Origin of the sequence: Diplocloster hominis, from assembly GCF_032380655.1 — a bacterium.
GTDB lineage: Bacteria > Bacillota > Clostridia > Lachnospirales > Lachnospiraceae > Diplocloster > Diplocloster hominis.
Genome location: NZ_JAWDIY010000019.1, coordinates 28,820 through 42,445 on the forward strand (window position 1 = coordinate 28,820; position 13,626 = coordinate 42,445).

Genomic DNA, 13,626 nt, shown 5'->3' on the forward strand with positions numbered 1-13,626 from the left:
CAATGAACAAAAATAAAAATAAATGGCTGTCATTACTTTGTGACTATGGGCTGTTGTTCGTCCTGATTCTCATTATAGTGATCGTATCCCTGCTTTCCAAAGAATTCATGACCGTGGACAATATGACAAATATCCTTAGACAATCCGCAGTCATCGGGATTATGGCGATCGGGGTCACGGTGGTCATTCTGGCAGGGCATATCGACCTGTCCATCGGATCTACGGTGTCACTGGCCGGGGTTATCGTCATGAGCTTTGTGAACAACTATTCCATGGATTGGACCGGTATGATTCTGGCGATTCTGGCCGGCGGTCTTGTGGGACTGGTGAACGGTCTGATCATCGCGGTGATCAATGGACGTACCTGCGACAGCTTTATCATCACCTTTGGCATGCAGACGGCGGTGGCCGCGGTTGCACTGATCTATTCCGGCGGAAAATACATGTCCGGCACCGGCGGCGGGGTACACAGCCTACTGGGAAAAGGATATCTGCCGATTTTCTTCTTCCTCTTTTTTGCGGTTGTCCTGTTCCTGGTCATGAGATACACGCCGTTTGGCCGTACCGTATATTTTATGGGTGCGAACACGAAGGCGGCTAAGATGTCGGGGGTCAATATCAAATTCTATACCACGATGCTGTTCGTGATCGCCGGGGTGATGGCCAGTACGGCCTCCGTGATCTTAAGCTCTCGGGTGAATGCGGCATCCCCCACATCGGGAAAGGGATATGAGCTGGATGCGATCGCGGCGGTGGTGGTGGGAGGAACGTCACTGACCGGCGGGAAAGGCGGCATATTCAAGACGGTGCTGGGTGTCGTGATTATCGGAGTTCTTGGAAATGCGTTAAACGTCATGAATGTTACCACCTATCCCCAGATGATCATCCGCGGCTTCATCATCATTATTGCGGTTGTTCTGGATGTTTCCGGCAACAAGCTGAAGAATAGCGGGGTGAATTAGATGACCAGAACGAAAGAAATCAGAGGTTTTTTTACCAAAAACATGGTAGTCATACTGCTTCTTTTGATGATGCTGTTTATGACCATCGTAAACCGTAACTTTTTGACACTGTCCAACCTGACGAATATTTTTATTGAAATGTCTACCTACGGCACGATCACGATGGCAATGACCATCGCGATTATATGCGGAGAATTTGATTTAAGCGCTGGTGCCACCTATGCGCTGTGTTCCGTATTTTTCCTGAAGAATCTGGACACCATGGGCATCTTTCCGGCCATACTGGTGACCGTTCTCATCGGTGCGGCCGTGGGATTCGTGAACGGTTTTCTGGTAGCCAAACTGGATATCCCCGCCTTCGTAGCCACGCTTGGAAGTATGACCTATGTCCGGGGTATCGCCCTGTTCTATACGGACGGCCAGCCGGTCAGCAATGCCAACCAGGCGATCTACCAATGGGGGAATGGGAGCTTTCTTGGTATCCCTAATCTGGTGCTGACATTTTTGATCTTTGTGGTAATCACGGAATGTTTTTTAAAATTCACCAAATCCGGCCGGGAAATCTATGCGGTGGGCGGAAACCGGAAGATCGCGGAGCTGGCCGGTATTAACGCGCAAAAGAGCAAATTGCTCATCTTTGTGATCCTGGGCATCGCTGCGGGGATAGCGGGAGTGATGATTTCCTGCCGGATGGCATCTGGAAGCGCCGCCCTGTTAGGGCTGAATACATCCATGTCTGCCATCTCAGCAGTCGTGGTGGGCGGGACTTCACTGTCAGGAGGCAGCGGCAGCGCGGTGCGGTCTTTGATCGGGCTGCTGGTGATCAGCGTCCTGTTTAACGCGCTGACCCTTCTGGGAATCGGTGCCTATTATCAGCAGCTGATCCGGGGGCTGGTCGTTATTATCATCGTGGCCATCGATGTCTACATGAGCCTTAATAAGAAGGATTGAGGGAAGTGACAGGCCGGTTCCCATACGGCCTTTCAAATAACAATAATCAAAAAAAGAGTAGGAGGAAAAAGTATGTATTTTAACGCAGCAGAAACAGAAAGCAGAATTGCAAAGGTGAAAGAGATTCTAAAAGAGAACGGACTGGATGCGGCATTCGTCTATTTTGATGAGCTGAATATCGCCAACGGCTGGTATCTGACCGGCTGGTGCCCCCAGTTTGAAAAAGGGGCGGTATTAGTACCGGTAAATGGGGCTCCGATCCTCTTGGGCGGCCCGGAGAGCCAGCCGTTCGCCCTTATGTCCAGCGCGATCAAAAACACTTACTGTTTCCCGGTATTCATGGTTCCTGAGGAGGAATATCCCAATGCGACCATCATTGATTTTAAACAGCTGAACGAGGAACTAAGCGCTTCCGGCACGGTGATCAAAAAGCTGGGCCTGGTGGGAACGGAAGCACTTCCGTATCAGGTATATGATCAGCTGGTGAAGGGATTCGCCGGAATAGAGATCGTGGATTTCACCAAAGAGTATGAAGCGCTGAGAATCGTCAAATCAGCCTGGGAGCTCGATTGTATGCAGCAGGCGGCCCATATGTCAGATGTGGCCTATGACGCCATGCGGGCAAAGATCGCGCCCGGAGTATACGAGTATCAGATCGCCGCGGCCGGGGAAGCAGTCTGCCGGGACGCAGGGGCCAACAGTTTCGCCTACGGTACCATGGTGGGAAGCGGAGAACGCTCAAATGCGGTCGTACCTACTTCCTCGGATAAACAGCTGGTGGCCGGCGAGATGGTACTGTTCGGAATCGCGCCCAGATATAAGGGATATACGGCAACTTTTGGTGATACACTTCCGGTATCCGGGGAGTACACTCAAATTCAAAGGGACGGTATGATGTGGTTAAGAGATGTCCTTCAGCTGACCAAATCCATGCTGCGACCGGGTGTTTCAGGTAAGGAGATCGACGAAAAAGGCCGCGCCTATTACGAAGAGAAAGGTATTATGAAATATCTGGTGTGCCCGTTCGCCCATACCATTGGTCTGATGGAGGCGGAAGCCCCGTTTTTTGGTCCCAACAGCGAGGACATCCTGAAACCGGGTATGGCGGTGATGGTAGATGTGAGCTTTTTCGGCCATCCGCAGCTGAACGGAGCCAGAATCGAGACCGGCTATATTATTACGGAAATTGGCTGTGTGCCGTTCTCTAAGAAAATGGATGACTATTTTTCCAAAGATCTGTAGACAGACCATAAAGAGGAATGGGTAATCAGTTTCCAAGGAACTGTTTGCAACCGATCTGAACGTTAACAGCATTTATCCAATAAATCTCATAAACATAATAAATGTAATAAATATAATAAACATAAGCCGGCTGCATCATAAAAATGCAGCCGGCGTGTTATAAATAAAATCCAATTATGTATAAACAGTAACACAATATTACTTGAATCATAAAATCCGGATGATTTAAAACATAAAAAGTGTGTATTGATCACCCAATCACACCAAGATGTTCCAGCAAAATCTTAAGGCCGATCAGAATCAGGACGATCCCTCCAAAGATCTCGGCTCTTGATTTCAATTTGGCCCCGAACAAATTGCCAATAAGCAATCCGCAGACTGAAAAGACGAAAGTAACCACACCGATGAAAGAAATCGCAGGCAGAATCTCCACTTTCAGAAATGCAAAAGTGACACCCACAGCCAACGCATCGATACTGGTAGCGAGAGCAAGAATCAGCATCACCTTCAGGCCAAAAGAATCGTTCAGCTGTTCCGGACATGATCTGGATTCCCGGATCATATTAATACCGATCACAGATAGCAGGACAAAGGCGATCCAATGATCCACATTTGTGATAAGCGTCTGAAACTGCCGTCCCAGCAGATAACCGATCAGGGGCATCAGCGCCTGAAAGCCTCCAAAGTACAAGCCCACCAGAAGTGCGTGTTTCACATGGACTTTCCGGACCGAAAGCCCCTTACAGACAGAGACTGCAAACGCGTCCATAGATAAACCAACCGCCAAGATAAAAAGTTCCCAAGTTCCCATAAAAAATCCTCCTGTTCTGTTATAGACACGACAGGAGGCTCACTAGAATTTCCCATAAAAAAAGACCCACCTGTTGTGTACAGATAAGTCTCGTCATTTCATACAAAGCCAGGAATCCTCTTCCAGTATGTTGACTTTATCACGTTCAAACGCTGACTACTCCCTTATTTCTGTCCATTATAACACAGGACACCGACAAGTCAATCCATAAAATGCTAAAATGTGGCATTTCTCTTCGTCATATCGCTACAAGCGATGCACCGCACAAGAAAAGCCGCTTTCCCAAAACACCACTTCCGAAAAAAGGTTGACAACAAAGAAAACTTAGGTATAATAGTAATTACTCGAGTAACCTAAAGATACAAGGAGGTATCCTTATGGTATCAATGAAGGACATTGCGAACGCCTTGAATCTTTCAAGGTGTACGGTATCGGATATATTGAATAATAAACTGGAACACAGATCCTATAAGCCGGAGACCATTGAGATGGTGCGGATGAAGGCGAAGGAGATGGGATATGTGTCCAATAACATCGCCAGATCATTAAAAACCGGCTCTACCAGGACATTGGCCATCGTGGTCCCTCATCTGAGCAACCCGTTCTATACCCATATTATACAAAAGGTGGAGAAGCTGGCGAATAAGGAGGATTACAGCCTGATCATCTGCACGACGGAAGAGAAGCTGGATAAAGAGAATCATGTGCTGAAGATGCTGACCAGCCGGATGGTGGACGGAATTCTGATTTCCCCGGTTTCCTTCGAGGGTTCGCTTCAGAATGAATATTCTTATAAGATTGTCTGTTTTGACCGGACGATCGAAAGCGGGAAATATCCGGCGGCTCTGTTCGATAACGAGACCGCTGCCAGACAGCTTATGAGCCAGGTGATGCGCCGGGGCTGCAGCAGACCTTTGCTGTTAAACACGGCAGAGTCTGATTATACGATTCACTGCCGGATGAAGGGATACCGGGAGGTTCTAAGAGAAGCCGGCTGCGAACTGGATGACCGGCTGGTGTATTATGATATTTATGACAAAATGCAGTCTTATGAAATAATGTGCCGGATACTGAGAGACCCGGATATACAGTTTGATTCCATTATACTTGGAACCAATTTTTGTATTTACGGGGTATTGCGCGCACTGAAAGAGAGGAACGGGCCGCCGGTGCCGATCGCCGGATTTGAGGATTTCGACGGCTCCGAGGTGATGGAGGGGGATTTTATCAAGGCGATCCAGCCGGAGAAGAAGATCGGAAAGGAAGCGTTCTATATGCTGCTCCGGTATTTGAATGGCGAAAAGCCACAGGATGTTTTCCTGCAAACGGATGAAATCGAAGATCTGTTTGATGAGGACACCATGAATTAATATCAAAAGGGGACATGTCCATTTCGATTTGGGACATGTCCAATCGGAATGGACATGTCCCAAACTGGAATGGACATGTCCCAAACCGAAATGGACATGTCCCCTTTTCAGACATGATGCAGACGGAGAGTTTCGTAACGAAGCTCTTTTTTTGTTTGTAAAAATTGCACATAAAACGAGTCGAAAATTTAGATATAGTATACAAAATGCAAAAAAGGAGTTGACATATATACTCGAGTAACCTAAAATGCAAGTAAAGGTACTCGAGTAAATTACAACATCAAATTTAGTGATTAACAATCAAGGGAGGCAAAAGAATGAGTGAGCATGTCTTTTTAGAAATGTCGGACATAAGTATGACGTTTCCGGGTGTGAAAGCCCTGGACAAAGTCCGGCTGGATATCCGGGAAGGAGAAGTACATGCGCTGATGGGGGAGAACGGAGCCGGTAAATCCACATTGATTAAGATCATATCCGGAGTGCAGCAGCCGGACCCGGGGGCCAGAATCCTTATGGATGGGGAAGAAGTACAGTTTCCCAATGTCCATGCCAGCATCAAACATGGAATTAATGCGATCCACCAGGATTTGAGCCTGTTTCCGAACCTGACCGTGGCGGAGAATATTTATCTGGGGCGGTCCAGGAATGGCAAGGTGGACTGGAAGGAGTGTGACCGGATCGCTGCCGAGGCGTTAAAGCGGTTGGAAGTGCAGATGGACATTCATGAACTGCTGGGGAACTTAAGTGTGGCGAAGCAGCAGCTGGTGGCGATCGCAAGGGCGATTTCCTTAAGTTCCCGCCTGCTGATTATGGATGAACCGACCGCGGCCCTATCCTTCAGCGAAGTGCGGATGCTCTATGAGATCATACGCAAGCTGAAAAAAGAAAACATTGCGATTCTTTTTATCAGCCATAAGCTGGATGAGGTGTTCGAAGTATCCGACCGGGTGACGGTATTAAAGGACGGGAAATATGTGGGCTGCAAAGACATAGAAGAACTGGACGAGAGTACGCTGGTGCAGATGATGGTGGGCAGATCTGTAACCTATGAGGCCTTGAATCAGGAATCCTATGCGGCGGAGAAAATCCTGGAGGTTCGGAATATTTCCAAAGAGGGAAATTTTAAAGATATCTCGTTTACCTTGCATAAAGGTGAAATTCTGGCCTTTACCGGCCTTGTGGGCGCCGGCAGAAGCGAGACGGTCAAAGCACTGTTTGGCCTGAACCCGCCGGATCAGGGGGAGATCCTGATACACGGACAAAAGGCGGAGCTGAAAAATGTTCCTCAGGCCATGAAGCACAAGATCGCGTTTATCCCGGAGGACCGGCATCACGAGGGGCTTATTTTGAATATGTCAATGGAGGACAATATCACCCTGTCAATATTAAACCAGATGCTGGGAAAGTCCAGATTCTTAAGCGGCCGGAAGCGGGCGGGTGTATCCAGGGAATATGTCAATACTCTGAACATCAAACCCGGCCAGATCTATAAGATGGCGAAGAACTTCAGCGGCGGGAACCAGCAGAAGATCGCGGTAGCCAAATGGCTTGTGACAAAGCCCGACATCCTGATTATCGATGAACCGACTCACGGCGTGGATATCGCCTCTAAGACAGAGATTCACAGACTATTAAAAAGTCTGGCAAAACAGGGCATGGCCATTATCATGGTGTCCTCCGAATGGCAGGAAGTATTCGCGCTCAGCGACCGGGTGATCGTCATGAGGCACGGAAGAATCGTTCATGAGGATTCCACCAGAGACGGGGACCAGAACCTGATGATGGAAAAGGCGATTCTGGGGGAGGTGAAAGCATGAAAAAGCTGTTGGAGAGAAGGGAGACCAGCGTATTCCTGATCCTGGTGGCCCTGTGCATAGGACTTACGATCTATTCGCCTACATTTTTCTCCTATACCAATATCAAAAACGTGCTGGTCAGCAACACGGCCATGGGAATTATGGCGGCCGGAATGACCTTCGTGCTGATCACGGCCGGCATCGACGTCTCCGTGGCCAGCCAGATGATGTTCTCCGCCACATGGCTTGCGCTGCTGGCAGAGACACCGTTTGGAAATCCGGGAACCATCGTTCTTGCGGCACTGCTGATCGGTCTGATTACCGGAGCAGTCAATGGGGTGCTGATTTCCAAATTCGACATCCACCCGATCATTATCACACTTGGTACCAACAGTATCTACCGGGGGATTATCCTTGTATTCACCAATGGCAGATGGTTAATGAACCTTCCCAAGTGGTTTACCGGATTTTCCAGTACGGTGTTCGGAATTCCGCTGCCGGTCGTATACGCGCTGCTGATCTTCCTGATCTCCGGTTACATACTCAAACATACGTATTTCGGCCGTTCGATCTATGCCATGGGCGGTAACCGGGAAGCAGCCAGGTATGCGGGTGTGAATCTAAAGAAAACGGTATTCCTGACCTATACATACACAGGTGTCCTGTGCGGAGTGGCGGGTCTGGTGCTGGACAGCATCCTGGGCAACTGCCAGCCCTCCGGGTCCAATGGATGGGAGATGAATGTCATAGCGGCCGCTGTCATCGGGGGAACCAACATCCTGGGTGGTTATGGGACCATCGGCGGGACAGTGATCGGAGTGCTGATGATGGGCGTGATAGAAAATGGCCTGGTAGTCGCCCATGTACCCACTTACTGGCAAAAGCTGGTGTACGGCCTGATCATTATCGTGACAGTAACCATCGACGTGCTGCGTAAGAAAAAAGCGGATTCCAGGAAGCAGATGATAGAGATAGATTAGGGAGGAAGTTTAAATGGAAAAGATGAAAAAAATCAGGCTTTCGCTGAACGGGATCGTGCTGATGGCGGCGTTTCTGGGGATTGTCATCATCGGTACCGTGGTCAATGAAAATTTCCTGACCATGAAAAATATCCTGTCGATCTTCCAGCAGATGTCGGAAATGGGAATCATGGCGCTGGGACTGACCATCGTGATCATCACCGGCGGCAATGATCTGGCGTCCGGCACCACCATGGGTCTGTGCGCGGTGGTATCCGGCCTGTGCCTGACCTCGGGTATGCCGATTCCTCTGGCATTACTGATCAGCCTGGCGGCTGCCGTGGCCTGCGGTTGTCTGAACGCGTCCCTGGTGGCGTTGATCGGGATACCGCCCATGATCGCCACATTGGGAACCCAGATGTTCTTTTATGGGGCCGCGCTGGTGCTGAGCAAGGGGAATTCCATTTCCAATATACCGCGAGAGTTTTATTTCCTGGGACAGGATAAACTGGCGGGCCTGCCGTTACAGGCGGTTATCCTGATCCTGCTGACCGTTGTGCTGGCGGTTATATTGAAGAAAAAAGTATTCGGCAAACATTTGTTTGCGATCGGAAATAATATCAAAGCCAGTGCCTATTCCGGAATCCGCACGGTAAAAGTGCTGTTCCTGGCCTATATCACCTGTTCGGTTCTGTGCTGTATTGCAGGCAATATCCAGGTATCCAGGGTGGCTACGGCCAGGGCGGATATGGGATTTTCTTTCCTGATGCCCTGTATCTCCGCGGTGGTACTGGGTGGAACCAGTATAGACGGAGGAATCGGCGGGGTTGGAGGCACCGTGGTGGGTGTGCTGATCTTCGCTATGATCAGTAACATCATGAATCTGGCGGGGATCTCTTCCTTCTGGCAGCAGCTGGCCACCGGAAGCATCCTGGTCCTGGTAGTGGTATTCAACAAGATCACGGAGAACAGTAAGCTGCGTCTGAAGAAGATGGCCGGGAAAAAAGCGGTAGGTGAATAAGAAACAAACTACATATAAATCATGAAGGAGGTATTTACTATGAGAAAAGGGATTGCATTGTTACTGGTTATGGGGATGTGCGCGGGACTGTTAAGCGGATGCGGAAAAGGGGATTCATCCGGTGAGGCAGCTTCAGGTACGGATGCACAGGTGAGTGAAAATCAGGGGAATGACTCCGGGGCTGCGAAAGATTCCGACGGATATACCATCGCGCTGATTCCCCAGCAGGTGGGGATACCCTACTTTGAGACGTCCGGGACCTGGGGACAGAAAGCGGCGGAGGATCTGGGATGTGAGGTGATCTATACCGGGCCGACGACCGGCGATGCGGCCAGCCAGGCGAATATTGTTCAGGATATGATCACCAAGGGCGTTGACTGTATCGCGATCTCACCGCTGGATGCCAGTGCCATCGAACCGGTGCTGGAACAGGCGAAGGAAGCAGGTATTCTGGTGGTTACCTGGGATTCGGATGTCAATAACACCGAGCTGCGGGAAGTCTATGTCAACTGCTGTTCGGAGCAGGTGCTGGGAGAACATCTGATGGAACGGTTCGCCCACTATATGGGCGGTAAAGGGGATTATGCGATCATCACCAGCGTATTGACCGCGCAGAACTGTTCCGCATGGGCGAAGTATGCCACAGAGTATCAGGAAGCCAAATATCCCGATATGAACCGGGTAGCCTATGAACCCTGTGATGATGACCAGTCCAAGGCTTACTCGATTACCCAGAACCTGATGACCGCGTATCCGGAATTAAAGGGAGTGCTTGGAGTAACTACTCCCGCGCCTCCGGCAGCCGCACAGGCAGTGGGAGAAGCAGGAAAGAACGGCGATGTTATCGTAACCGGCGTGGTGGAAGCATCTGCGGCAAAATCGTATCTGGAGGACGGCTCCATGCAGGAGGCCAATATCTGGCATCCCGGTAAGCTGGGATATCTGGCAGTATACACGGCGAAGACACTGCTGGACGGCGGAAAGATCGAGGATGGACAGGATGTGCCGGAGGTCGGAGTGGTAGAGGTAAAAGACGACCAGATTATTATGACGGAGTTACTGGACATCACGACGGAAAATGTGGATGAATTTGATTTCTAACCCGCGGCAGTGTGTTCCCGCGAAGCGTTTGCGAAGGCCGCCGTCCTCTCCAGGTACGGCGGCCTTGCTGAACATAAGGATACAAAAAGATAAATTTGGATACAAAAAATAAATTAAAATGGACAAAAAAAGACAGACAACTTAAAATAAAAAGATAAGGAGCTGAACTATGAGAATCAGAATAGAAGACCAGGAATTTAAGGAAAGAATCCGGAAAACGCAGGAAATGATGAAGCAGGAAGGATTGGATTTGCTTCTGGCTTATGGCAATGAAGCGGAACCACAGTATGTGAGGTACTATTCCGATTACTGGCCGTCGTTTGAATCGGCAGGTGTTCTGATAGCGGCGGAGGGGGAACCTCTGCTGATAATTGGACCGGAGAGCGGCACGTTCGCCGGCGATGTCTCCAGGATACCGAAGATACGAAAACTTCTGTGTTTCCGGGAGTCCTCCGAGCCGGAATACCCAGGAGCCAGACTGGACGATTTCCCATCGGTGATCCGGGAAGCGGCCGGTCCCAGGCCGATACATAAAATGGGAATTGCAGGTTCCTGTCTCATTACCCAGGTGATCTACCAGGCCTTGACGCAGGCTCTGCCGGAGGTGGGAAATCCAGAGCTTGTGAAAGCCGACCTGATGGTTTCGAAGATCCGGGCGCACAAGTCACCGGCGGAAATCGCCTGTATGAGGGAAGCCTACCGGATAACCCAGCTGGCCATGAAAAAGGTAGTGGAACAGATCCATGCGGGAATGACGGAGAATCAGGTGAAGGGGATCGCCATGTCCGTGATCTACCAGGAAGGCGGGGAAGGCGAGGCCTATCCTTTCTGGATACTGACCGGCAAAGGCTCCAACCAGGCGATCAGCAGGTGCCGGAATAAGGTGATAGAACCGGGCGATCTGGTTCATATACAGATCGGTACCCGTTATGAGGGTTACGCCTCCACTATGGGAAGACCGGTGGTGATCGGCAGGGCAAATGAAGTACAAAGAGGCCTGATCGAAGCGGGATTAGCCGCCCAGCGCGCGATCCTTGAGACCGCCAGGGCCGGCGTGAACGCGGGGGCGGTAAGCAAAGCCCACTATCAGACGTTAAAGGAGCTGGGGTATGACGGACATATCCTGTATGGTCCCTGCCATGGAACCGGACTGATGGAAGGAGAATATCCATGGATTGAATCCAATTCGGATTATCTGCTGGAAGAGGGGATGACCTTTTGCACCTGTGTGTATCTGGGAGATGACGAAAGACAAATCGGCATGCGGATCGAGGATGGATTCCTGGTCACTGAGGACGGTACCGAATCCTTCTCTGATTACCGCAGGGAAGTGATAGAGATTCTATAGGATAAGATGAAAAAGAAAGAAAAATTGTTATTTCCGGTAGTTTGTATTTTATTGTTTGGTCTGGGGCTGGAGACAGGCGGATTTCAGCTGTCTGTCCTTCAGATGGCAAAAGAATTCCAGATTTCATCGGCCTCTATGGGCCTCATGATCGGCGCGCAGTATGGGGCGATTATGCTTATGCCGCTGATTTTTGGAAAGCGGTCAGACCGGTGGGGGAAGAAATATGTCATACTGGGTGCCATGCTGGTATTTCTGGCAGGGTGTCTGCTGATTGTCGCGGCTCCGGGATATGGCCTGGTGCTTGCCGGGATTTTCGTACTCGGGTCCGGTTACAGTGTCTGTGAGAGCACCGCGACGGCAGTTCTGACAGACCAATTTGCAAAGAAGGCGGGCGGATATATCAGCCTCACCCAGAGCTGTTTCAGCCTGGGCGCGGTAGCCGGACCGCTGCTTGTGGATTATGGAATCCGCAGATTCGGAATGGACTGGAGGCTGACGTTTTGGATGGCGGCGGGACTGTATGCCTGTATGCTGGTACCGATGCTATGTACGCAGGTGCGGCCTCTGCAGCTAAGTGCCGGGACACCCTCCGGAAAGGAAGGGCACCGGTTCCGGCCTGATCTGGTAATGGGCTGCCTGATCTTCGCGATGGTCATCTATGTGGGAATCGAAAATGGCACCGGATATTTTGCTGATACTTTTTTGGAGCTGGATTTGCAGATTACCGGAAAAGCATCCGGTGTGATCGCGGCATTCTGGTCTGCGATGATTCTTTCCAGAATCGTTTCCGGAATCCTGTACCGGCTGAAACGCAGGCTGCTGTTGATCTGTTATACCGGATCGATGCTTCTGCTGGGCGGGTTATATTTTGTATCGGACCTGCATGTGGTTACGGTCATGTTTTTCCTGATGGGGCTATTCTATGGACCTGTATGGCCGGCCCTTATGGGCATCGCTGCAGAGGAATACCCTGAGAGAACGGGAGCGGTTACCGGTCTTATGGCCTCAGCCTGCGGAGCCGGCGGCGCATTATTTCCGGTACTAATGGGCTGGGCGCTTAACATGTTCGGCGTGCGCGCTTCCTATCTGATGATGGCCGGAATGGCCGGCCTGGCGATCGCCGCCATCCTCCGGCTATATATCCATCTGAACGGAAAGAGCGCCGGCCGGAAGAGAGGGGACTGGCACGTTCCGTCAGAAAAATAGAGAGGGGACTGGCACGTTCCGTCAGAACAATAAGCTTGCAGGTAAATCAGGGCGGAAGGGGCCTGTCCCCGGAAGTTGACTCGCGCAGGGCCGACATCCGGGGACAGGCCCCTTCCGCCCTGATTTACCTGGCCGGCCAACTTTTCTGACGGAACGTGCCAGTCCCCTCTCACATAATTGGCTTTACTGTCCGGGTGAGAACCGTTATAATAGAAAAGACTCTGTGAAATATTCCGCATGCATAAGGAGCGGAAACCAAAAGTAATGAAACATGCAGCCGGCAAGAGGAAAGGAGACAGATATGGCAAAATTAAGAAAAATGCTGGGAAGTGCAGATTCCCCTTATATTATAGCTCTTATGCGTCTGATCGAGACGCAGAGCAAGACCACCATCGCCAACTGGTGCGTTGACTATGTGACGGAACATATAGCGGCGGTCTATCAAAAAGCCTATCCAAAAGACCGCCGTCCCGAGAAAGCGCTGGAGGCGTTCCGGGATTACCAGAATGGCACGATAAAACTTCCGGACCTGAAAAAAGCAGTGGCAGAGGTAAATAATGCCGCTAAAGAAGCTAAGGATAACCCCGCGGCCCAGGCGGCGGCCAGAGCCGTGGGACAGGCAGCGGCCGCCATCTACACCCCGACCCATTCACTGGGACTTGCGTTTTACGGATCTGCCGCGATTGCCTATGACAGGGCCGGGCTGGCAGAAAAACCGGAGGTCTACGAAAAAATCGCGTCCGGGGAATGCGCTAAAATGCTGGCAGCCCTGCAGGCAGTAGCAGTAGAAAAGGAAGAAAACCCGGCAAAAATCAACTGGTATTGTTGACTGCATGTGCGGGAAAACGCACACATGGAG

12 protein-coding genes are annotated in these 13,626 nt (G+C 50.5%); 11 read left to right on the forward strand and 1 reads right to left on the reverse strand.

Going from position 1 to position 13,626, the window contains the following annotated elements; genetic code table 11:
* Positions 1-2: 2 nt before the first annotated feature.
* From ABC831_RS16985 to ABC831_RS16995, 3 genes are all read left to right on the forward strand, one after another.
* Positions 3-962 carry an ABC transporter permease gene (locus tag ABC831_RS16985; RefSeq protein WP_343249284.1) on the forward strand — a complete coding sequence of 320 codons (960 nt, stop codon included), beginning with the start codon at positions 3-5 and terminating at the stop codon, positions 960-962.
* Positions 963-1,913 (forward strand): ABC transporter permease, encoded by a 951-nt coding sequence (locus tag ABC831_RS16990; protein ID WP_343249285.1) that lies wholly within the window; start codon positions 963-965, stop codon positions 1,911-1,913. It abuts the gene before it with no gap.
* Between the two features lie 72 nt (positions 1,914-1,985).
* Positions 1,986-3,155, forward strand: coding sequence for a M24 family metallopeptidase (locus tag ABC831_RS16995; RefSeq protein ID WP_343249286.1), 1,170 nt, complete (start codon positions 1,986-1,988; stop codon positions 3,153-3,155).
* Between the two features lie 250 nt (positions 3,156-3,405).
* On the opposite strand, the gene ABC831_RS17000 is transcribed toward ABC831_RS16995, so the two are convergent.
* Positions 3,406-3,966, reverse strand: a complete 561-nt coding sequence (locus ABC831_RS17000) for a manganese efflux pump MntP (protein ID WP_343249287.1) — start codon at positions 3,964-3,966, stop codon at positions 3,406-3,408.
* A gap of 377 nt (positions 3,967-4,343) precedes the next feature.
* Between ABC831_RS17000 and ABC831_RS17005 the strand changes: the two genes are divergently transcribed.
* The 8 genes from ABC831_RS17005 to ABC831_RS17040 all read left to right on the forward strand — a co-directional run bounded on the left by ABC831_RS17005 (position 4,344) and on the right by ABC831_RS17040 (position 13,596).
* Positions 4,344-5,336: a LacI family DNA-binding transcriptional regulator gene (locus tag ABC831_RS17005; RefSeq protein WP_343249288.1), complete on the forward strand. Its 993-nt coding sequence runs from the start codon at positions 4,344-4,346 to the stop codon at positions 5,334-5,336.
* 317 nt (positions 5,337-5,653) lie between these two features.
* A complete protein-coding gene (locus tag ABC831_RS17010; protein ID WP_343249289.1) occupies positions 5,654-7,153 on the forward strand; it encodes a sugar ABC transporter ATP-binding protein in 1,500 nt (499 codons plus the stop codon).
* Positions 7,150-8,112: an ABC transporter permease gene (locus tag ABC831_RS17015; RefSeq protein ID WP_343249290.1), complete on the forward strand. Its 963-nt coding sequence runs from the start codon at positions 7,150-7,152 to the stop codon at positions 8,110-8,112. The genes ABC831_RS17010 and ABC831_RS17015 overlap by 4 nt, the downstream gene beginning before the upstream one ends.
* Positions 8,113-8,125: 13 nt before the next feature.
* The gene (locus ABC831_RS17020) at positions 8,126-9,112 is read left to right on the forward strand and encodes an ABC transporter permease (protein WP_343249291.1); all 987 of its coding nucleotides are present in this window, start codon (positions 8,126-8,128) and stop codon (positions 9,110-9,112) included.
* Positions 9,113-9,151: 39 nt separating this feature from the next.
* On the forward strand, positions 9,152-10,213 hold the full coding sequence (locus tag ABC831_RS17025; RefSeq protein WP_343249292.1) for an autoinducer 2 ABC transporter substrate-binding protein: 1,062 nt from the start codon (positions 9,152-9,154) through the stop codon (positions 10,211-10,213).
* Positions 10,214-10,382: 169 nt separating this feature from the next.
* Positions 10,383-11,561, forward strand: a complete 1,179-nt coding sequence (locus ABC831_RS17030; protein ID WP_343249293.1) for a M24 family metallopeptidase — start codon at positions 10,383-10,385, stop codon at positions 11,559-11,561.
* Between the two features lie 6 nt (positions 11,562-11,567).
* Positions 11,568-12,767, forward strand: coding sequence for an MFS transporter (locus ABC831_RS17035; RefSeq protein WP_343249294.1), 1,200 nt, complete (start codon positions 11,568-11,570; stop codon positions 12,765-12,767).
* A gap of 301 nt (positions 12,768-13,068) precedes the next feature.
* Positions 13,069-13,596: a putative immunity protein gene (locus tag ABC831_RS17040; RefSeq protein WP_343249295.1), complete on the forward strand. Its 528-nt coding sequence runs from the start codon at positions 13,069-13,071 to the stop codon at positions 13,594-13,596.
* Positions 13,597-13,626 lie beyond the last annotated feature (30 nt).